The sequence below is a fragment of the Streptomyces sp. NPDC046909 genome (genome assembly GCF_040644695.1).
In the GTDB taxonomy this organism is placed as follows: domain Bacteria; phylum Actinomycetota; class Actinomycetes; order Streptomycetales; family Streptomycetaceae; genus Streptomyces.
Map to the genome: position 1 here is coordinate 346522 of NZ_JBEYXC010000002.1, position 20532 is coordinate 367053.

21 protein-coding genes are annotated in these 20532 nt (G+C 71.4%); 13 read left to right on the top strand and 8 right to left on the bottom strand.

The window, feature by feature from the left end; translation table 11 throughout:
* Positions 1-2: 2 nt before the first annotated feature.
* Entirely contained in the window at positions 3-1382 is a 1380-nt protein-coding gene (locus ABZ928_RS05765) for a glycoside hydrolase family 43 protein (RefSeq protein WP_361515247.1), read from the bottom strand.
* A gap of 248 nt (positions 1383-1630) precedes the next feature.
* Here ABZ928_RS05765 and ABZ928_RS05770 point away from each other — a divergent pair, with 248 nt between their 5' ends.
* From ABZ928_RS05770 to ABZ928_RS05785, 4 genes are all read left to right on the top strand, one after another.
* Positions 1631-3055, top strand: coding sequence for an amidase (locus tag ABZ928_RS05770; protein ID WP_361515248.1), 1425 nt, complete (start codon positions 1631-1633; stop codon positions 3053-3055).
* Between the two features lie 26 nt (positions 3056-3081).
* A complete protein-coding gene (locus tag ABZ928_RS05775) occupies positions 3082-3300 on the top strand; it encodes a hypothetical protein (RefSeq protein WP_361515249.1) in 219 nt (72 codons plus the stop codon).
* Positions 3301-3433: 133 nt separating this feature from the next.
* On the top strand, positions 3434-4918 hold the full coding sequence (locus tag ABZ928_RS05780; protein ID WP_361515250.1) for an SPFH domain-containing protein: 1485 nt from the start codon (positions 3434-3436) through the stop codon (positions 4916-4918).
* Positions 4919-4956: 38 nt separating this feature from the next.
* Positions 4957-5403 carry a type II toxin-antitoxin system PemK/MazF family toxin gene (locus ABZ928_RS05785; RefSeq protein WP_361515251.1) on the top strand — a complete coding sequence of 149 codons (447 nt, stop codon included), beginning with the start codon at positions 4957-4959 and terminating at the stop codon, positions 5401-5403.
* Here ABZ928_RS05785 and ABZ928_RS05790 read toward each other — a convergent pair.
* Complete coding sequence (locus ABZ928_RS05790; RefSeq protein ID WP_361515252.1) at positions 5388-6203, bottom strand: TIGR02452 family protein; 816 nt, start codon at positions 6201-6203, stop codon at positions 5388-5390. The genes ABZ928_RS05785 and ABZ928_RS05790 overlap by 16 nt on opposite strands.
* Positions 6204-6479: 276 nt before the next feature.
* Between ABZ928_RS05790 and egtA the strand changes: the two genes are divergently transcribed.
* The 5 genes from egtA to ABZ928_RS05815 are packed head-to-tail and all read left to right on the top strand — an operon-like array spanning position 6480 to position 11070.
* Positions 6480-7769, top strand: a complete 1290-nt coding sequence (gene egtA / locus ABZ928_RS05795) for an ergothioneine biosynthesis glutamate--cysteine ligase EgtA (protein WP_361515253.1) — start codon at positions 6480-6482, stop codon at positions 7767-7769.
* Positions 7766-9076, top strand: coding sequence for an ergothioneine biosynthesis protein EgtB (gene egtB, locus ABZ928_RS05800; RefSeq protein WP_361515254.1), 1311 nt, complete (start codon positions 7766-7768; stop codon positions 9074-9076). The genes egtA and egtB overlap by 4 nt, the downstream gene beginning before the upstream one ends.
* The gene (gene egtC / locus ABZ928_RS05805) at positions 9076-9852 is read left to right on the top strand and encodes an ergothioneine biosynthesis protein EgtC (RefSeq protein WP_361515255.1); all 777 of its coding nucleotides are present in this window, start codon (positions 9076-9078) and stop codon (positions 9850-9852) included. The genes egtB and egtC overlap by 1 nt, the downstream gene beginning before the upstream one ends.
* Positions 9849-10811: an L-histidine N(alpha)-methyltransferase gene (gene egtD, locus ABZ928_RS05810; RefSeq protein WP_361515256.1), complete on the top strand. Its 963-nt coding sequence runs from the start codon at positions 9849-9851 to the stop codon at positions 10809-10811. The genes egtC and egtD overlap by 4 nt, the downstream gene beginning before the upstream one ends.
* Positions 10812-10854: 43 nt before the next feature.
* Positions 10855-11070, top strand: a complete 216-nt coding sequence (locus ABZ928_RS05815; RefSeq protein ID WP_289925238.1) for a dodecin — start codon at positions 10855-10857, stop codon at positions 11068-11070.
* A 23-nt stretch (positions 11071-11093) separates the two neighbouring features.
* On the opposite strand, the gene ABZ928_RS05820 is transcribed toward ABZ928_RS05815, so the two are convergent.
* The gene (locus ABZ928_RS05820) at positions 11094-11609 is read right to left on the bottom strand and encodes a hypothetical protein (RefSeq protein WP_361515257.1); all 516 of its coding nucleotides are present in this window, start codon (positions 11607-11609) and stop codon (positions 11094-11096) included.
* 112 nt (positions 11610-11721) lie between these two features.
* Between ABZ928_RS05820 and rpmF the strand changes: the two genes are divergently transcribed.
* Together rpmF and ABZ928_RS05830 are read left to right on the top strand one after the other, a co-directional pair.
* Positions 11722-11892 (top strand): 50S ribosomal protein L32, encoded by a 171-nt coding sequence (rpmF, locus tag ABZ928_RS05825; RefSeq protein WP_361515258.1) that lies wholly within the window; start codon positions 11722-11724, stop codon positions 11890-11892.
* Between the two features lie 4 nt (positions 11893-11896).
* Entirely contained in the window at positions 11897-13066 is a 1170-nt protein-coding gene (locus ABZ928_RS05830; protein WP_361515259.1) for a GTP-binding protein, read from the top strand.
* Positions 13067-13068: 2 nt separating this feature from the next.
* Here the strand turns inward: ABZ928_RS05830 and ABZ928_RS05835 are convergent, their stop codons facing one another.
* Both ABZ928_RS05835 and ABZ928_RS05840 read right to left on the bottom strand, forming a co-directional pair.
* A complete protein-coding gene (locus ABZ928_RS05835) occupies positions 13069-13431 on the bottom strand; it encodes a metalloregulator ArsR/SmtB family transcription factor (protein WP_361515260.1) in 363 nt (120 codons plus the stop codon).
* A 209-nt stretch (positions 13432-13640) separates the two neighbouring features.
* Entirely contained in the window at positions 13641-14015 is a 375-nt protein-coding gene (locus tag ABZ928_RS05840) for a hypothetical protein (protein WP_361515261.1), read from the bottom strand.
* 213 nt (positions 14016-14228) lie between these two features.
* Here ABZ928_RS05840 and ABZ928_RS05845 point away from each other — a divergent pair, with 213 nt between their 5' ends.
* The gene (locus tag ABZ928_RS05845) at positions 14229-15269 is read left to right on the top strand and encodes an LLM class flavin-dependent oxidoreductase (RefSeq protein WP_361515262.1); all 1041 of its coding nucleotides are present in this window, start codon (positions 14229-14231) and stop codon (positions 15267-15269) included.
* Positions 15270-15287: 18 nt separating this feature from the next.
* On the opposite strand, the gene ABZ928_RS05850 is transcribed toward ABZ928_RS05845, so the two are convergent.
* A complete protein-coding gene (locus ABZ928_RS05850) occupies positions 15288-15698 on the bottom strand; it encodes a hypothetical protein (RefSeq protein WP_361515263.1) in 411 nt (136 codons plus the stop codon).
* Entirely contained in the window at positions 15695-17260 is a 1566-nt protein-coding gene (locus ABZ928_RS05855; protein ID WP_361515264.1) for a hypothetical protein, read from the bottom strand. Before ABZ928_RS05855 ends, ABZ928_RS05850 begins: the two co-directional genes overlap by 4 nt.
* Positions 17261-17733: 473 nt before the next feature.
* Between ABZ928_RS05855 and ABZ928_RS05860 the strand changes: the two genes are divergently transcribed.
* Positions 17734-20064, top strand: coding sequence for an excinuclease ABC subunit UvrA (locus ABZ928_RS05860; RefSeq protein ID WP_361516129.1), 2331 nt, complete (start codon positions 17734-17736; stop codon positions 20062-20064).
* Between the two features lie 36 nt (positions 20065-20100).
* Here ABZ928_RS05860 and ABZ928_RS05865 read toward each other — a convergent pair whose 3' ends face one another.
* A complete protein-coding gene (locus ABZ928_RS05865) occupies positions 20101-20511 on the bottom strand; it encodes a VOC family protein (RefSeq protein WP_361515265.1) in 411 nt (136 codons plus the stop codon).
* Positions 20512-20532: the final 21 nt, after the last annotated feature.

Consider the following 20532-nt stretch of genomic DNA (forward strand, 5'->3'; position numbering starts at 1 on the left):
GCTCAGGCCCAGGCCGTCACCGGCGTGAACGAGCTGTCCTGGCGGAAGGTGGTCGTGGCGTCCGAACGGTCCACCCTCAGCTGGTAGTTGTAGTGGCGCAGGTAGTAGCCGGGGTAGTTGTACGACTCGAAGCGGATCGAGCCGCTCGCCGTGCCCGTGCGGGCGATGAACGTGGCGTCCTTGGCGAAGGTGGTGGTGCCGTCGTTGGCGTCGAAGCGGGCGCGGTAGTTGTAGTGGCGCAGGTAGTTGCCGGAGGAGTCGCGGAAGGAGTAGCCGTTGGAGTCGGCGAGGCCCGCGACGACGGTGAAGGTCGACGCCGTCTTCTCGGCCGAGGTGCTGGAGCTCGTCACCACCGGCAGGTTGAGGAGGGACGACTGCGTCTGCCAGTAGCGGGTGGTGTAGTTGACCGACTGGAAGGAGCGGGTGACGTTCTTGGCCAGGGTCGGGCCGCCGGACACCGTCTCCTTGATGACCGTGAAGTGGCGTGCCGTGCCGGAGATCGCGGGCAGCGCGACCGGCGCCGACCAGGTGGCGAAGGTGTCGTAGCTGTCGCTGTAGTAGTAGTTGCCGTCGCCGTAGCCGTCGAAGAACAGCCGCCAGCCGCCGTTGTCGAGCTGCACGAGGGCCGGGCCCTCGCGGTAGCTGCCCCAGCCCGCCCAGTCGCCGGTCTTCGAGATCGTGTAGGGGCCGGTGAGCGCGGTGGCCGTCGCGTACTCGATGTACTTGGTCGTCTCGTTCTTGGTGAACGCGTGATAGGTCGAGCCGATCTTCACGATGAAGGTGTCGATGTGGTTCGAGCCGATCCCGGACAGCGCCACCGGTGAACTCCAGGCGGTGAGCGCGGTGTTGGTCGCCTTCAGCAGATACGGCGTGAAGATCCACTCGTCGCTGGTGAGCGAGCAGGACACGATGACGTTGACGCTGCCGTCGCTGTCGACGAACCACTCCGGCGCCCATGCCCGGGACAGACTGGTGATCGGGACCGTGTAGTCGTACAGAAAGGTCCAGTTGACCCGGTCGGAGCTGCGGGCGAAGCCGATGGTGGTGCTGACGTCCTGCCAGGTGTGGGTGGTGTAGGTGATGTAGTAGTAGCCGTCGGTGTGCTTGAAGACGCTGGCGTCGCGGATTCTGTTGCTCGGCGGCGTGTACGCGGAGGACTGGAGCAGCCGGAAGTCGAGGGCGTCGTCCGACTGGTAGACGTTCACCGTGCCGTCGTCGCTGTTGAGGAACGGCACGATCGTGTAGCGGGTCGCGGAGCCGCTCGCCGGGGCGGCGGCGTAGGCGGCGCCGGGGAGTTCGCCCATGAGGACGGCCGAGGCGGGCAGGGCGGCCAGCGCGCGCAGCAGGGTACGGCGGGACGGCATGGGGGATCGTGTGGTCACGGACGGCTCTCCTCGGGCGGACGAACAACGCGGCTCTAGCGTTCGAGATTCCGAACCAGGTTCGGAAAGTCGATCAGAAGGTAGGGGTGAGGCGGAATCGCGTCAATGGTTTGCGCACGACCTGGCGGGAGCTGGGAGAAAGCTGTGCGGCGGCCTGAACCACCGTCCCTGCCAGGGGCGTTCCGGGACAGCGCTTCCACAGGTTACCGTTCGGTAGACCAAGCGCTCCCGGAAGCGGAGGAGTTCCCATGACGCTCGACCGTGCCGCAGGTCTGGCGGAGTCCGCCCGCGCGCTGGCCGACGGGGAGGTGACCGCCCGGGCCCTGGTGGAGCGGGCCCTGGAGCGGATCGACGCCACCCGGTCCACCCTCAACGCCTTCCGGGTCGTCCGCGCCGAGGCCGCCCTCGCCGAAGCGGACGCCGCGGACAAGGAGTTGGCCGCCGGAGTGCGCAGGCCGCTGCTCGGCGTACCCGTCGCCGTCAAGGACGACATGGACGTGGCGGGTGAGCCGACCGCGTTCGGCTGCCAGGGGGACTTCCCGCCGGTGGCCCGGGACGGGGAGGCCGTACGGCGGTTGCGGGCGGCCGGGGCGATCGTCGTCGGCAAGACCAACACCTGCGAGTTCGGGCAGTGGCCCTTCACCGAGGGGCCCGCGTTCGGCACGACCCGCAATCCGTGGAGCGCCGAGCACACCCCGGGCGGCTCCTCGGGCGGTTCGGCCGCCGCCGTCGCCGCCGGGCTGGTTCCGGCCGCGCTCGGTTCGGACGGCGCCGGGTCGGTGCGCATCCCGGCCTCCTGGACCCATCTCATCGGCATCAAGCCGCAGCGCGGCCGTATCTCCACCTGGCCGCGCGGCGAGTCCTTCCAGGGCATCACCGTCAACGGCACGCTCGCCCGCACGGTCGCCGACGCCGCGCTCCTGCTGGACGCGGCGAGCGGCAACCACGATCTCGACCCGCACCGGCCGCCGGCGGTCGACGCCTCCGCCGCGGTCGGGCGCGACCCGGGCCGGCTGCGCATCGCGCTCGCCCTGAAGCCGCCGTTCACCGCGCTGCCCGCGCGGCTCCAGCCCGAGGTGCGGGCGAAGGTCGTCGAACTCGCCGAGAAACTCGCCGCGTTGGGGCACACGGTCGAGGAGGCCGACCCGCCGTACGGGCAGATCGGGCTCACCTTCATCCCGCGCGCCACGGTGGGTCTGGCCGAGCGGGTCGGCGAGGCGCCCTTCCCCGCGCTGCTGGACCGGCGCACCCGGGACGCGGCCCGGCTCGGCCGGCTGCTCGGCGGGGCCCCGCTGCGGGCGGCACGGCGTGCGGAGGCGGTCCTGCACCGCCGTATCGGCGGCTTCTTCACGTCGTACGACGTCATCCTCGCGCCGACCACGGCCGCTCCCCCGCCCCGCGTCGGCGCGATGCTGAACCTGAGCGGGCTGGCCACCGACCGCGCGATGATCGCCGCCTGTCCCTACGCATGGCCGTGGAACGTGCTGGGGTGGCCCGGGGTCAACGTCCCCGCCGGGTTCGTCGGTCAAGGGCTGCCGGTCGGGGCGCAGTTGCTCGGCCCCGCGAACAGCGAGCCGCTGCTCCTCTCGCTGGCCGCGCAGCTGGAGGCGGAGCTGCGCTGGCACGAGGTGTGGCCGGGCACGGTACCGGCGACGGATTCCCCGGCCGTGTGACGGTGTTCGGCGCTTACCCTGTGACCATGGACGATGCGTCGATGGTCGGGCTCATGGGGCGGGTCACCGGAACGGTCGGGCCCGGGCTCGTCGGCGAGGTGATCGTCCGGGTGCGCGGCGGCGCCGAGCACTTTCTCGCCTACGCGGCCACCGGCACGGACCGTATCGAGCGCGGCACCCTCGTGATGGTGGTGGAGTACCAGGCGCCGAGGACCGTCTACGTCCAGGCCGCGTACGACAGTTGAGCATGCTCCTTCGCAGGTGAGAGCCGTATGCGTCAAGGTTGCGACAAGGATCCGCAAGGGTCTGTACCTGGCCGTCGGCGAGGCGCACACTCCCTTCGTTCGGTGCCGAAAGGGCACCATGCAAAGGGGGCGAATGCCGATGGTCATCGGCGTCGTTGCGGGGATCGCCGTAGTGGCTCTCCTCGCGCTGATCGGTGTGTTCAAGATGATGTGGCGGGTGGCCGAGCCCAACGAGGCGCTCATCATCTCCGGTTCCAAGCACAGGACCGAGGGCCTTGAGGAAGGCATGGGGTTCCGCATCGTCACGGGGCGCGGCACCCTGGTGCTGCCGGGTGTGCAGGCGGTGCGCAAGCTCTCGCTCGACCTCAACGAGACCGAGCTGCACGTGGACTGTGTGACCCACCAGGGCATTCCGCTCAAGGTGCGGGGCGTGGTCATCTTCAAGGTGGGCGACGACTTCGTGTCGATCGCCAACGCGGGGCGCCGTTTCCTCGACCAGCAAAAGCTGATGGCGGAGCGGGTGCACAACGTGTTCGCCGGCCATCTGCGGTCCATCGTGGGCGGGTTGACGGTCGAGGACATGATCCGCGACCGGGAGAAGCTGACCGGGCAGACGCGTGCCGCGTGCGGCACCGAGATGGAGAAGCTGGGTCTGATCGTGGACTCGCTTCAGATCCATGAGATCGAGGACCCGACCGGGTACATCCAGAACCTGGCGATGCCGCACGCGGCCGCCGTCCAGCGGGACGCGCGGATCGCCCAGGCGGAGGCGAACCGGCTGGCCACCGAGGCCGAGCAGCAGTCGTTCGCGCGGATGGCGGAGGCCACCCGGGACAGCGAGATCCTCCAGGCCGGCTACCAGGCCGAGCGCGACAAGGCCGCCGCCAAGGCCCAGCAGGCGGGACCGCTCGCCGACGCGGCGGCCCGGCAGGAGGTCGTCGTCCAGGAGACCCGGGTCGCCGAACTGGAGGCGCACCGGCGGGAGCAGCAGCTCCAGGCGGATGTGCGCAAGCCCGCGGACGCCAAGGCGTACGAGAAGCGCACGCTGGCCGAGGCCGAGCGCGACGCGCGGATCTCGGGGGCCGAGGCCAAGGCGAAGGAGACCGAGCTGGCGGCCGTCGCCGAGGCTACCCGGGTCAAGGCCGCGGCGAGCGCCGAGGCCGAGGCCACCAAGGCGCGCGGCGCGGCGACGGCCGCCTCGACGCGGGCCACCGGTGAGGCGGAGGCCGCTGCCGCCCAGGCCAGGGGTCTGGCGGAGGCCGAGGCGACGAAGGCCAGGGGTCTCGCGGAGGCGGAGGCCATCAAGGCGCGGGCCGCGGCTCTCGCCGAGAACCAGGAGGCCGTGGTCGCGCAGCAACTCGCCGAGAACTGGCCGGAGATCGTCCAGGCGGGCGCGTCCGCGTTCGGCAACGTCGACAACATGGTGGTGCTCAACGGCGCCGACGGGGTGGCGGACATGTTCGCCAAGGCGCTCACCATGGGCGGCACCGGGCTGGGTCTGGCCCGTCAGCTGCTGGCGTCCATGAACCAGAACGGGCAGGCGCCGGCCGGGACTTCGTCCCTGAACGGGCTCGCGTCGCCGCCTCCGTCGCAGAAAGTACCCGTAGAGGAGAACTAGCCGACAGCGCTCACGGGGGCACCCCTTAAGGTGCCCCCGTGACTGCGTTTACCGATGAGAACGTCCCCGGCCGCTTCGGCCCCACCGCGACCGTCGAGGCCGACCCCCGCGAGGTGGGCCGCGTGCGCACCGAGTACTCGCCCGCCCACGACGGTGACCCGGACCCCGGGGAGATCGTGTGGACCTGGGTGCCCTTCGAGGAGAACGACGGGCGGGGCAAGGACCGGCCCGTGCTGGTGGTGGCCAGGGAGGCGGGCGGGACCTTCCTCGCCGTGCAGCTGTCCAGCAAGCGGCACGACGGCGACCGCGAGTGGGTGGCGATCGGCAGCGGGCCCTGGGACAAGTCGGGCCGCGACTCCTGGGTGGACGTGGACCGCGTCCTGCGGCTGCACGAGGACGGTATGCGCCGCGAGGCGTGCGCGCTGGACCGCGGCCGGTTCAACCTGGTCCGGCAGCGGCTGCACGAGCGCTACGGCTGGACCTGAAACACCTTCTCGAAGGCTCTGAGCGTCCCCGCGTCCCTGGTGCGGTCCAGGACCCCGAACACCACGTGCTCGAAGGCCGACGCGAACCGTCCGCCCGGCCCCAGCAGCGCGTGGAAGGCCCCTGCCACCTGCGCCGGATCGTTCTGGAACACCCCGCAGCCCCACGCGCCCAGCACCAGCCGCCGGTACCCCTCGGCCGCCGCGACCTCCAGCACCCGCTCGGCGCGGACGGCGAGGGCCGCCGGGACCTCGGGGACGCGGTCGGGCGTCGTACGCCGTATGACCCCCGCGTTCGGCGCGGCCGCCGTCAGGAACCCGGCGAAGTACGGCTCGTCCAGCAGACGGCCGCGGTCGTCCCGGAATACGGGCACGGCCGGTGAGTGGATGACACGGTCGGTGTAGAAGGCGTCGCGGTGGGCGCGGTGGTGGTCGTAGAAGTCCCGGGTCTCCCGCACGCACGCGTAGAGCGCGGAGGCCCGGCACAGGGCCTCCTCCTGGGCCTGGGCGCCGTTGAAGAAGCCGCCGCCCGGGTTGCGGGCGGAGGCGAAGTTCAGGACCGCCACGACGCCGCCGAGCCGGCGGGCGGCCTCCAGGCTGCTCTCGCCGGTGACCTCGACGGACAGGGCGGCCGGCGCCCAGGACGGCACCGGAACGGGCCCCGGCCCGTACATGCGGGTACCGGCCCGTGCGGCCTCGGTCTCCGCCGCGATGGTCACCTCGCGTCCGTCAGGCGCGCGATAGGACCCCGTCTCGACGATCTGTTGCGTCTGCTGTGCGATGCCGCGCAGGCGCGCGCTCATGGCGCCACCCCCGTAGGCGCCGCGAGCGCGCGCCGTGCGCGCTCCCCCGTCGTGCTCATGCAGGCATCGTGGGCGATGCTGGTCATACGGTGCAACGGAGTTTCCCGGCCTCGAAACACCCGGAGAACGCTCAGGAAACGGCGATCTTCGGCCCCGATTGCGACGATGTGCACCCTTGTGCGAATCGCTTCGAGGGTTTTGGGTGGGACGAGTTATGCCGACCGGGCCGACCACACCCGGCTCGGTGGCATGGTGGAATCTCAGGAGGATCCCGACATGTCCGATTCGGTTACCGACTGTAGCGACTGTACGGAGCCCCGCACCGCTCTGTCCGCCGCCGAGGTGGAGGCCCTGGTCAGGGGCATCTGCTTCAAGACCGGACCGCCCCGCACGGTGGGGGTCGAGGTGGAATGGCTCGTCCACGAGCTGCGCATACCGCAGCTCCCCGTCACACCCGAACGACTCGCAGCGGCCTATGCCGCACTGGAGACCGTGCCCCTGAGGTCGGCGCTCACCGTCGAGCCCGGTGGCCAGCTGGAGCTCAGCTCGCCCCCCGCCGCCTCCCTGATGGAGTGCATCGGTACCGTCTCCGCCGACCTCGACGCCGTCCGCAGGACGCTCGCCGGGCACGATCTCGGCCTCGTCGGCGTCGGCCACGATCCCTGGCACTCGCCCCGCCGCTATCTGCACGAGCCCCGCTACGACGCGATGGAGGCCTGCCTCGACCGCACGGGCCCGGCCGGGCGGGCCATGATGTGCACCTCGGCGTCCGTGCAGGTGTGCCTGGACGCCGGGTACGAGGAGCCGGGCCCGCTCGGGCACGGCCGGCGTTGGTGGCTCTCGCACCAGCTGGGCGCGGTCCTGGTCGCCGCGTTCGCCAACTCCCCCCTCGTCGGGCGGGAACCGACCGGCTGGGTCTCCACCCGGCAGCTGCTGTGGATGGAGATCGGCGCGGGCCGCGCGGGCGCTCCCCCGCTGGACGGCGACCCGCGTGAGGCCTGGGCGCGGCATGTGCTGGACGCGCCGGTGATGTGCGTCCGGCAGGACGGCCGGGCGTGGGACGTCCCGGACGACATGACGTTCCGCGAGTGGACCCGCTCCGGTACGCCGAGGCCGCCGACCCGGGAGGATCTCGACTACCACATCACCACCCTGTTCCCGCCGGTCAGACCGCGTGGTCACATCGAGTTGCGGATGATCGACGCGCAGCCCGGCGACGACGGCTGGATCGTGCCGCTCGCCGTGACGACGGCCCTGTTCGACGACCCCGAGGCCGCCGAGACCGCCTACCGGGCGGTGAAGCCCCTCGCGGAGCGGGCACTGGGACTGCCCGCGCCGCACAACCCGCTGTGGCTCGACGCGGCCCGCACCGGCCTCGCCGACCCGGAGCTGCGCGACGTGGCCGTCGAGTGCTTCACGGCCGCCCTCGACGCCCTGCCCCGGCTCGGCGCCACCGCCGAGGTCACCGGTGCCGTGACGGCGTATCTGGAGCGCTATGTCCTCCAGGGCCGCTGCCCCGCCGACGATCTGCTGGAACGCCTGCACGGGAAGGACATCGGCCGATGACCGACGACACCGAGGCGCTCCGCGTCCGGGCACTCACCACCCTGACCACCGCCCGCGACCGCACCACACTGCTGACCAGCTGTGTGGAGGACCCCGACCTGACCGCGCAGCACTCGCCGCTGATGTCCCCGCTGGTGTGGGACCTCGCGCACATCGGCAACCAGGAGGAGATCTGGCTGCTGCGGTCCGTCGGGGGGCGGGAGGCGATCCGTCCCGAGATCGACGGCCTGTACGACGCCTTCGAGCACCCGCGCTCCGAAAGGCCGAGGCTGCCGCTGCTGCCGCCCGACGAGGCCCGCCGGTACGCGGCGGAGGTGCGCGGCCGGGTCCTGGACCTGCTGGAGGGCGCCGCCTTCGACGGAACGCGGCTGACGGAGGCGGGCTTCGCCTTCGGGATGGTCGCGCAGCACGAACAGCAGCACGACGAGACGATGCTGATCACCCATCAGCTCCGCAGGGGCCCCCAGGCCCTGACCGCCCCCGACCCGGCTCCGGCGCCGCTGTCCGCCGGCCCGGCCGAAGTCCTGGTCCCCGGCGGCCCGTTCACGATGGGCACCTCCACCGAGCCGTGGGCGCTGGACAACGAACGCCCGGCGCACCGGCGGGAGGTGGCGCCGTTCTGGATCGACACGGCCCCGGTCACCAACGAGGCCTACCAGGAGTTCATCGAGGACGGCGGCTACCGGGTCGACCGGTGGTGGGCGCCGGCCGGCTGGGCGCACATCCGGCAGCACGACATCGACGCCCCGCTGTTCTGGCGCCGCGAGGGCGACCGATGGCTGCGCCGCCGCTTCGGCGTCACCGAGACCGTACCGCCCGACGAGCCGGTGCTGCACGTCAGTTGGTACGAGGCCGACGCGTACGCCCGCTGGGCCGGGCGGCGGCTGCCCACGGAGTCCGAGTGGGAGAAGGCCGCCCGCCACGACCCCGTCTCCGACCGCTCGACGCGCTATCCGTGGGGCGACGCCGACCCGGGTCCCGAGCACGCCAACCTGGGCCAGCGGCATCTGCGCCCGGCCCCGGCGGGCAGCTACCCGGAGGGTGAATCGCCGCTGGGGGTACGCCAGTTGATCGGTGACGTGTGGGAGTGGACGGCGAGCGACTTCCTGCCGTACCCGGGCTTCGAGGTGTTCCCGTACAAGGAGTACTCGGAGGTGTTCTTCGGCCCCGAGTACAAGGTGCTGCGCGGCGGTTCGTTCGCCGTGGACCCGGTGGCCTGCCGGGGGACGTTCCGCAACTGGGACTACCCGATCCGGCGGCAGATCTTCTCCGGCTTCCGCACCGCCCGTTCCGCGGAGGGCGTCTGATGTGCCGTCATCTGGCGTACCTGGGCCCCGAGGAGCCGCTCGGCCAACTCCTCGTGGCGCCCCCGCACAGCCTGTACCGGCAGTCCTGGGCGCCCCGACGGCAGCGGTACGGCACGGTCAACGCCGATGGTTTCGGCGTCGGTTGGTACGCCGAGGGCGACCCGGTGCCGGCGCGTTACCGGCGGGCCGGGCCGATCTGGGCGGACCAGTCCTTCGCCGATCTCGCCCGGGTGGTCCGCGCCCCGGCGCTGCTCGCGGCGGTCCGGGACGCCACTCTGGCGGGCGCGGACGCCGAGGCCGCGGCGGCGCCGTACGCGAGCGGCCCGTGGCTGTTCAGCCACAACGGGGCGGTCAAGGGCTGGCCGCGCTCCCTGGCGCCCCTGACGGACACGATCCCCGCCGCCGACCTGCTGGCGATGGAGGCCCGCAACGACTCGGCGTTCGTCTGGGCCCTCGTCCTCGCCCGGCTGCGCGCCGGTGACGAGGAGGGCCAGGCGCTGGCGGACACGGTCCTGGGGGTCGCCGAGGCGGCCCCCGGCTCCCGCCTCAACCTCCTTCTCACCAACGGCGAGTCGATCGCCGCGACCACCTGGGGCGACACCCTCTGGTACCTGACCTGCCCCCGGGGCACGGTCGTGGCCTCCGAGCCCTACGACGACGATCCGCACTGGCAGGAGGTCCCCGACCGCACGCTGCTCGCGGCGAGCCGCACGGACGTGCTGCTCACCCCGCTCAAGGAACCGTCCGTGGAACCACTGAAGGAGCCCCGCACGTGAGCCCGTTCCTTCTCACCCGCACCCTGCCCGAGGACGCCACGGAGGCCGCCCTGCGCGCCGACGTCCTGCGCGGCCTGACCCACACCCCGAAGACCCTCCCGCCGAAGTGGTTCTACGACGCCCACGGCAGCGAACTCTTCGACCGGATCACCGAGTTGCCCGAGTACTACCCGACCCGCGCCGAGCGGGAGATCCTCGTCGCGCGCGCCGCCGAGATCGCCGCGGCCTCCGGCGCCCGCACCCTGGTCGAGCTGGGCTCGGGCTCCTCGGAGAAGACGCGGTACGTCATCGACGCGCTGACCGGACTGCACACGTACGTGCCCGTCGACGTCAGCGAGAGCGCCCTCACCCAGGCCGGACACGCGCTGATCGAGGAGCGGCCCGGGCTGAACGTGCACGCCCTGATCGCCGACTTCACGGCCGAACTCGCCCTGCCCGAGACGCCGGGACCCCGGCTGCTGGCGTTCCTCGGTGGCACGATCGGCAATCTGCTGCCCGCCGAGCGCGCGGAGTTCTTCGCCTCGGTCCGCGCCCTGCTCTCCCCCGGCGACGCCCTGCTGCTCGGCACGGACCTCGTCAAGGACGAGAAGGTGCTGGTCAGGGCGTACGACGACGCGGCGGGCGTGACGGCGGAGTTCAACAAGAACGTCCTGACCGTCGTCGACCGTGAACTGGGCGCCGACTTCGACCCCGGCGCCTTCGACCATGTGGCGCTGTGGGACGCGGAGAACGAGTGGATCGAGATGCGGCTGCGCTCCCGGGTCTCGCAGACGGTGAAGATCCCCGCGCTGGACCTCGCCGTCGACTTCGCGGCGGGCGAGGAGCTGCACACCGAGATCTCGGCGAAGTTCCGGAAGGACGGCGTGCGGGCGGAACTGTCCGCCGCCGGAATGGAGTTGGCCCACTGGTGGACGGACGAGGAAGGCCGGTTCGCGCTGTCGCTGAGCAGGGTGCGGTGACGGACGGCTCGCGCTCCGCCGTCACCTGGGGCACGGTGGATCCATGACGAATCACACCTATCGGGTGACCGAGATCGTCGGCACCTCGCCCGACGGAGTCGACCAGGCGATCCGCAACGGCATCGGCCGTGCCTCGCAGACCCTGCGCAATCTCGACTGGTTCGAGGTGACACAGGTGCGGGGTCAGATCGAGGACGGTCAGGTCGCGCACTGGCAAGTGGGGCTCAAGGTCGGCTTCCGCCTGGAGGAGTCCGACTGACGGTCCTCGGATCCTGACGGCCCTCAGGTCCGCCCCTCCCGCTCCTGCGCGGTTCGCAGCGCGGCGGAAGGGGCGGTCCAGCGCGCCCGTACGACGGTGAATCCGGCCTGTTCGGCGTCCTGGCAGACCAGCTCGTCGTCGTCCACCAGCACCCGGATCTCCCGGGTGCGGCCGAGGCGGCGGAGGATCTCCAGCTTGGTGCGCCGGGCGGGCCTGCGGTCACCTCTGCCCCCGCCCGCCCGCCCTGCGTCCCGCCGCATGTGGACGCGGCCCTCGGGCAGCCCCTGCGCGGCGAGCCAGTCGAGGGTGTCCCGCCGGCACCGCTCGGGCCGCCCGGTGAGGTAGACGATCTCGCACTCCCGGGCGTGCTCCAGAACCAGGGCGATGCCCTGCGGGATCGGCGGGTCGGCGGGGGCGGCGGCGAAGAACCCGTCCCAGTCGCGGGGCTTCTCCTCCAGGAAACGCTGCCGGTGGGCGGTGTCCGCGAGGGTGTTGTCCAGGTCGAACACGGCGAGGGGCCGCCTGCTGCTGTCGGTCACGCGCCCACCTTACGACGAGCCCTTCCCTCACCCACGGCCAATTGTTAATGGGATCCATTTTCATGTAGCGTCCTCGGTGCCCGCCCGCCGTCCCATCGAGGAGGTCCCTGCCATGGCTGTCCCCAAGCGGAAGATGTCCCGCAGCAACACCCGCCACCGCCGCGCCCAGTGGAAGGCGGCCACCCCGTCGCTGGTGCCCGTCACGATCGACGGCGCGCGCCACCTCGTACCGCAGAACCTGGTCAAGGCGTACGAGCGCGGCCTGCTGCGTCCCGAGGGCTGAGCCGGTGCCGTCGTACGACCGTCTCCCGGTCACCGTCCTGTCCGGATTCCTCGGGGCGGGCAAGACCACCCTGCTCAACCATGTCCTGGCCAACCGCGAGGGCCTGCGGGTCGCCGTGATCGTCAACGACATGAGCGAGGTCAACATCGACGCCGCCCTGGTGCGGGGCGGCGAGGCCGCGCTGTCGCGGACCGAGGAGCGCCTGGTCGAGATGACCAACGGCTGCATCTGCTGCACCCTCCGCGACGACCTGCTGGAGGAGGTGGACCGGCTGGCCCGGGAGGGCCGCTTCGACCATCTCCTCATCGAGTCCTCGGGCATCTCGGAACCCATGCCGGTGGCGGCCACCTTCGCCTTCGCCCGTGACGACGGCGCCACACTCGGGGACGTCGCCCGCCTCGACACCATGGTCACCGTGGTCGACGCCGCCAACTTCCTGCCCGAGCTGGACCGCGGGGACGAACTCGCCGAGCGCGGTCTGGCCCCCTTCGAGGACGACGAGCGCACGGTCAGCGATCTCCTCGTCGACCAGGTCGAGTTCGCGGACGTCATCGTGCTCAACAAGCTCGACCTGGTGGACCCGGACACCGCCGACCGGCTGCGGGCGGCACTGCGCCGCCTCAACCCCGTCGCCCGGATCGTCGACGCCCGCCACGCCCGGGTGGACCTCCGACAGGTCCTGGGCACCGGGCTGTTCGACCTCGACCGGGCCCAGCAGGCACCGGGCTGGGTCCAGGAGCTCAACGGCGAGCACGTCCCGGAGACCGAGGAGTACGGCGTCTCTTCCACCGTCTTCCGCTCCGAACTCCCCTTCCACCCGGGCCGGTTGTGGACGTTCGTGACGGAGGAGATGGACGGCGGAGCGTACGGCCGCGTCCTGCGCTCGAAGGGGTTCTTCACCCTGGCCAGCCGCCCGCAGGTGACGGGCCTGTGGTCGCAGGCCGGCGCGGTGGCCCGCTTCGAGCCGTCGGCGGCACGGGACGACGAGGCGCCCTACGCGCAGGAACTGGTGTTCATCGGCACACGGTTGGAGCCGTCGGCCCTCCACCGGGCGCTCACGGCCTGCCTCTTGGCTCCCGGAGAGGACATCCCGGCCGTCGACCCCTTCCCGGCATGGGACACCTACGGCATCGACGACGCCTGCGAGCACGAGCACGCCGTAGCGGCGCACTGACGTCACCTGTTGGTGTGCAGGGGCTGCCGCGCCGGGGCGTCGGCCTCCTGGAGCTCGGCGAGGAGCTGGTTCTGGCCGGTGAGGAGTTCGGTGAGGATACGGCGGGCGGCGCGCAGGAGTTCGGCGACGTCTCCCCCGGCGAGCGCGTAGCGGACGGTGGAGCCCTCCCGCATGGAGACCACGATGCCGGAGCGCCGCAACACGGCCAACTGCTGCGACAGGCTGGACGGTTCGATCTCGATGTCCGCCAGCAGGTCCCGCACGGACACCGGACCGTACTGGAGGAGCTCCAGCACCCGGATGCGCACGGGGTGGCCGAGCATGCGGAAGAACTCTGCCTTGACCTGGTAGAGGGGGGCCTGCATGGGTGCTCGCTCCTGGTCGGGTGGGTGAAGAGCGCGGCCGCCGTGGCGCGGCGGGGTCCGGAGACCCCACCGCGCCGCAGGCCGCCCTCGGAGGTCGATCCTTCACTCCGCGGGCCCGGCACGAACGCACATTGGAATCATGCTGATGTGGTGACTTGAAGAAGTCTTCACATGACGGGCGTGCGTCGCCGCCGGGGCTCCGGGGCGCGCTAGATCTCGATGGCCTGCTCGACCCGCTTGAGCTGGTGGCGGGCCATGGCCAGGTTCGAACGGGCCTTGTCCAGGACGAGATAGAGGAACAGCCCGTTGCCCGTGCGGCCGGTGATCAGACGGATCAGGTGGTACTGGCGGTCCAGCGTGATCAGGATGTCCTCGATCTGCCCCTTGAGCCCCAGCTGCTCCATGGTGCGCACCTTGGCCCGGATGACATCCGTGTTCCCGGCCGCGGCGACGGTCAGGTCGAGATCCTTGCCCCCGCCGAGCGTGCCCAGCGCCATTCCGCTGGTGTAGTCGACCACGGCGGCCCCCAGCGATCCCTCGACCCCGGCCATCATTTCCTTCAGCGACACTTCCACACTCGCCACTGCGCCTCCCTTGTCTGCCGTTGACTGCGGCGGCCCTCGGCTCTCGGCCCGCCTCGGTGCCCGGACCCTACGCACGCGGCCCACGCGTCGGCGGCGACTCTTTGGGACTGACCTCTGACGACCGAACAACGGCGCGAGCAGACCGTTCGAGGGCGGTCGCTGAAGCGTTCGCGACGCAGGAATATTGATCACCACGCAGGACGTCAGAAGAAGGTGACCACCGAACCGACGACGACCCGCCCCGCCGGAGAAGCCGTCCGCTTCTCCGTCCTCGACCGTTCCCGTACCCGTGAGGGCCGCTCGAACGCCGAGGCGCTGCGCGACACCGTGCGGTTCGCGCGGGAGGTGGAGGAGCTCGGGTACCACCGGTTCTGGGTCTCGGAGCATCACGGCGTCCCCGGTGTGGCCGGTTCCGCGCCGACCGTGCTGGCCGCCGCGGTGGCCGGGGCGACCCGGACGATCCGGGTCGGGACGGGTGGCGTGATGCTGCCCAACCACCGGCCGCTGGTGGTGGCCGAGCAGTTCGGCGTCCTGGAGTCCCTGTTCCCGGGCCGGATCGACATGGGGCTCGGCCGCTCGGTGGGCTTCACCGACGGTGTGCGCAGGGCCCTGGGACGCGGCAAGGACGACGCCGACGACTTCGCCGGCCAGCTCGACGAGCTGCTCGGCTGGTTCCGCGGCACCGACCCGACCGGTGTGCACGCCCGCCCGGCGGAGGGCCTGACGGTGCCGCCGTTCGTCCTCGCGATGGGCGAGGGCGCCACGATCGCGGCCCGCGCGGGCCTGCCCATGGTCATCGGCGACCTCCGCGACCGCGAGAAGATGCAACGCGGCATCGACCGGTACCGCGCCCTCTTCCGCCCCTCCCCCTGGGCCGCGGAACCCTACGTCGTCATCTCCGGCACGGTCGCGGTCGCCGCCACCCCGGAGGAGGCCCGGCGGCTGCTGATCCCGGAGGCCTGGTCGATGGCGTACTCCCGCACCCACGGCACCTTCCCCCCGCTGCCGCCCGCCGAGCGCGTCGAGGGCCTCACCATGACCGCCAAGGAACGCGGCTTCTACGAGTCCGGCCTCACCGGCCACATCGCGGGCACCGAGGAGCAGGTCGCCCACGAGCTGGAGACGGTGCTGAAGGAGACGGGCGCACAGGAGCTGCTGATCACGACCAGCTCGTACGACCGCGACGCGCTGCTGGACTCCTACCGGCGGCTGGCCCGGATCGTGGGCGGGGCAGGGATTCCCCCTTCCGCGTAGGGTGCGCCGGGCCGGGCGTCAGAACAGTGCCGCCACGGCCTGCTGCACGGCGGTCGCCGCGCCAGCCAGCGCCGCCACGGTCCGGCCCATCACACCGATCGTGTCGGCCGCGCTCTCGATGGTGTCGCGCCCACCCTCAGGGTCACCGAGCGCCCGCTCGATGCGGTCGGCCGCGCGCAGGCCGGCATCCCGGTCCTCGCCGGCGTCGAGCCGGTACAGAGCGTCCCGGAACTCCCTGAGACTGGCGCGGAGTTCAGCCATCGCCCGATCGCCACCCGAAGACTGCGTCACCGATTGGCTGATCCGACTGGCGTCCCTGCCTGCCGTCACCGACTGGACGTTGCTGTTGTCGCCCGCCGTCGTGTTCGACGAGACCTGCCGCCGGCCCGCCCTGCTGCGCCAACCGCCCTCGCGCCGAAATCGGTTCATTTCTCGTCACCCTTCTCCGTCGCCTTGTCGCTCTCGTCCTCGTCGTCATCCGATTGCCGACCCGACTGCCGGTCCTGCGCGGAGTCCGCCTTCTGCTGTACGTCGTGGACATCCCGTCCCGCGGTGACCGCCTGGATGATGTTGTTGTCGCCGGCGTGGATGATCGTCATGATCTTCTGCACCTGACGTCTGAAGTCCGTGACGTCGACTCCCTGGAGTTCGAGGAACTCCTCGACCGTGGAGAACATGGACTGCTGGACGATCGCCACATGCCGTATCGCGTCCTCGGACACATGCATGTCGTCCGTATAGACGGGCGAGTACCGCTCTCGCAGGCTCACCGGCAGCGGCCGCCTCGGCACCTGGGCCAGCTCCTCGCCCGCCACCGTCGCCTCGTTCTCCCGCGCCCACCACTTCAGGAAGCGCCACCACCCGTACCCGAGAGCCACGAGATCGCACACAGCCTGAACCGGGACCTGCGCAAATGTGGCGAACCTCCACAGGACTTCGGGGTCCCCGGACTCGTCGACCTCGTCGAAGAGGGGTGGCAGGACATGCGGGCGTATGACGAAGTGCAGTTCCTGACCCTCGATCACCGCCGATGCCAGCACGGTGATGACCAGCTGGCCGGACCAGGTGCGGACCTGCGCGGACAGGTACCGGCGGACGACGATCCCCGAGCCTTTCTCGTCCGGAGCCCGCCCCCACACGGCATCCTCGCCGGCCTCGTCCCCGACGGACCTCTTCGGCAGGCGAGCCCAGCGCCGGGAAGGGCCGCCACGGACGTAGCGAACCTCGCACGGCAGTGGCTGGAACGGGTGCACGGCGATCCGGAGATCCTCCAGGTCCTCGCTCACGGCCGTGAGCAACTCGTCGGGACTGAAAGGAACGAAGTCCTTGCGGACGTCGTCGTCCTCGTCGTCCTTCTCGCCCTGGATCTTGATACTGATCGTGGACCGGCGCCACAGGGCGTTACCGGCTCCGATGAACCGCCAGTACCCCGCCTGGAGTTCGTACGGGAGGGCGTCGCCGTGCTGTGCGCGCTCCACGGCGGCGATCCGGCCGCGCAGTCGTGGTCCCGTCCACGGGCTGCGACCGCCCCGGTCACAGAGCAGCGCGTAGACGAGCGCGACGAACCGGTCCACGGTCCGCACGCCCAGGTAGGCCAGCGTGGCGTACACCAGAGCGCCCAGGGTCTCCACTCCCGCAGGGGTGGTGGGCGGGAGCGTCATGACCAGCAGCGGGAGCAGCACCAGTACGAGTACACCGCCCCAGGCCCGGCTCAGCCAGCGGCGTCGCGAGCGCCACAGTGTGCGCCGCGGAGGCCGGGTGACCAGCAACGCGAGCACGACAGTGAACGTCCACAGCGCCACGCCCAACGGGAAGCGGTACGCGATCCAGCCCAGGCCGAGCGCCAGCACGGTACGGCGCACGCGCCACTGCCTGCGAGCCGCGAGGCAATGGGCCAGGACGGGAGCGAGGTCGAAGCCGTAGGAAGGCACCACGCGCAGGCGCGACAGGAGTACCTTTCCGATCGCCCAGCGGGCGAGTGGCTCACCCAAGGGCGGACACGTCGCCGGTCTGCCCCGCCGCGGACGTTCGTCGGCCATGAGCGCGCGCACCGAGTCCAGGCCCCAGCCATGAGTATTCAGGTGCCGCCATACCCTGGTGACCGGCTCCAGCCGATCCGGGCGGGCGTGCGCGGCCGCGCAGAGTCGTCTGGTCGCTTCCGTGGGCGGGTTACGTTCTCCCCTGCCCCTGCCCCTCCTCCGGGCCGGTCCTGCCTTGGGCTGGTCGGGTGTCGTGGCCGGTGTCGCATCCGAGTGAACCGAGATGGCCTGAAAGTAGCGTTCTCGGCGTTCCTGTGTGGAAGTCCCCACCCCGACGTCCTCCCCCGAGAGGGCGCCATGAACTGCACAGGCGGTCCTCTGCGACGCTTCCCGGTACCGGACCCATAGGATCCCGGCCGAGCGCGATCTTCACAGCGTCAATTTCAGTCGATATGAAAATACTCAGGAAGGTGGAGCTCCCCCTCATGCACACCACCCACGACCCGTATGTCCGTGTCCGCGCCGCCCGAGAGCACAACCTCAAGGGTGTGGACGTCGACATCCCGCGGGATGTGCTGGCGGTGTTCACGGGGGTGTCCGGGTCGGGGAAGTCGTCGCTGGCGTTCGGGACGATCTATGCGGAGGCGCAGCGGCGGTACTTCGAGTCCGTCGCGCCGTACGCCCGCAGGCTGATCCATCAGGTCGGGGCGCCGAAGGTCGGGGAGATCACCGGCCTGCCGCCCGCCGTCTCGCTCCAGCAGCGGCGGTCCGCGCCGACGTCCCGCTCCTCCGTCGGCACGGTCACCAACCTCTCCAACTCGCTGCGGATGCTGTTCTCCCGCGCCGGTGACTATCCGCCGGGCGCCGAACGGCTCGAGTCGGACGCGTTCTCGCCCAATACGGCGGCCGGGGCGTGCCCGGAGTGTCACGGGCTCGGGCGGGTGCACCGTACGACCGAGGAGTCGCTGGTCCCGGACCCGTCGCTGTCGGTCCGGGAGGGCGCGATCGCCGCGTGGCCCGGGGCCTGGCAGGGGAAGAACCTGCGGGACATCCTCGACACGCTCGGGTACGACGTGGACCGGCCCTGGCGCGAACTGCCCGCCGAGGAGCGGGAGTGGATCCTGTTCACCGACGAGCAGCCGGTGGTCACCGTGCACCCGGTGCGGGACGCCGATCGCATCCAACGGCCCTACCAGGGCACGTACATGAGCGCCCGCCGGTATGTGATGAAGACCTTCTCCGACTCCAAGAGCCCGACGCTGCGGGCGAAGGCGGAGCGGTTTCTGAGCAGTGCGCCCTGCCCGGTGTGCGGGGGCGGCAGGCTGCGGCCCGAGGCGCTGGCGGTGACGTTCGCGGGCCGGACGATCGCCGAGCTGGCCGGGCTGCCGCTGGCCGACCTCATGGGCCATCTGACGGCCGACGACGAGACCAGCCGCGTCCTCACCGACGACCTCAGGTCCCGTATCGCCCCCGTCCTCGAACTCGGCCTCGGCTACCTCAGCCTCGACCGCGCCACCCCCACCCTCTCCGCCGGTGAGCTCCAGCGGCTGCGCCTCGCGACCCAGCTGCGCTCCGGGCTGTTCGGCGTGGTGTACGTCCTCGACGAGCCGTCCGCCGGACTGCACCCGGCGGACACCGAGGCGCTGCTGACGGTCCTGGAGCGGCTGAAGGCGGCGGGCAACTCGGTGTTCGTGGTGGAGCACCATCTCGATGTGGTGCGGGGCGCGGACTGGCTGGTCGACGTGGGCCCGCGGGCCGGGGAGCACGGCGGCGAGGTGCTGCACAGCGGGCCGGTGGCGGAGCTGGCCGCGGTCGAGGAGTCGGCGACGGCTCGCTTCCTCTTCGACCGCTCCCCCGCTCCCGTACGCGAAGTACGGGCGCCCGGCGGCCAGTTGAAGATCGGCCCCGTCACCCGGCACAACCTGCGCGGAGTGACCGCCGAGTTCCCGCTGGGCGTCCTCACGGCCGTGACGGGCGTGTCGGGTTCCGGGAAGTCCACCCTCATCGGGGAGATCACCGAGGAGTCGGCGGGCGTGGGCCGGCTGGTCTCGGTCGACCAGAAGCCGATCGGACGCACCCCGCGCTCCAACCTGGCGACCTACACGGGCCTCTTCGACGTCGTGCGCAAGGAGTTCGCGGCCACGGAGGCGGCGCGGGAACGCGACTTCGGTGTCGGCCGGTTCTCCTTCAATGTCGCGGGCGGGCGCTGCGAGACCTGTCAGGGCGAGGGGTTCGTCAGCGTCGAGCTGCTGTTCCTGCCCAGCACCTACGCGCCCTGCCCGGACTGCGGCGGGGCCCGCTACAACCCCGCCACCCTCGAAGTGACGTACCGGGGACGGAACATCGCGCAGGTGCTGGATCTGACGGTGGAGAGCGCGGCGGAGTTCTTCGCCGCCACCCCGGCCGTCGCTCGCGCCCTCGGCACCCTCCTCGACGTGGGCCTCGGCTATCTGCGCCTCGGGCAGCCCGCCACCGAACTCTCCGGCGGCGAGGCCCAACGCATCAAGCTGGCCGGCGAGTTGCAGCGCGGCCGCCGCGGCCACACCCTCTACCTCCTCGACGAGCCGACCACCGGTCTGCACCCCGCCGACGTCGAGGTCCTCATGCGCCAGTTGCACGGCCTCGTCGACGCCGGACACACGGTGATCGTCGTCGAGCACGACATGTCCGTCGTGGCGGGCGCGGACTGGGTGATCGACCTCGGCCCGGGCGGCGGGGACGCGGGCGGGCGGATCGTGGCGGCGGGGCCGCCGGCGGAGGTGGCCCGAGCGGCGGGCAGCGCGACGGCGGAGTATCTCGCCGCGCACGTCCGCTGATCCCGGGTCGGGGCCTCCGGGCTCGACCCCCGCGCTCTACTCGTTCGGCTGTGTGAAGCGGATGCTGTTGCCGAACGGGTCGCGGACGCCGCAGTCGATGCCGTACGGCCGCTCGGTGGGCTCGTCGGTGATCTCGACGCCCCGGCCGCGCAGCGTCTCGCAGGTCTTGCGGCAGTCGTCGGTGCTGAAGATGAGATGGCCGCCCACGGCCCCCTTGGTGAGGAGTTCGCGGACCTGGGCCGCCGTCTCCTCGGACAGCGCGGGTTGACCCGGCCGCTCCAGCAGGATCTGCCGGTCCGGGTGGCCGGGGACGTTGACGGTGAGCCAGCGCATGAAGCCGAGGTCGGCGTCGGTGTGGACCTCCAGGCCGAGCTTGCCGACGTAGAAGTCGAGGGCCTCGTCCTGGTCGAGGACGTAGATCTGTGAGTGTGTGATCCCTGTGAACATGCCCCCCACGCTAGCGAGCGT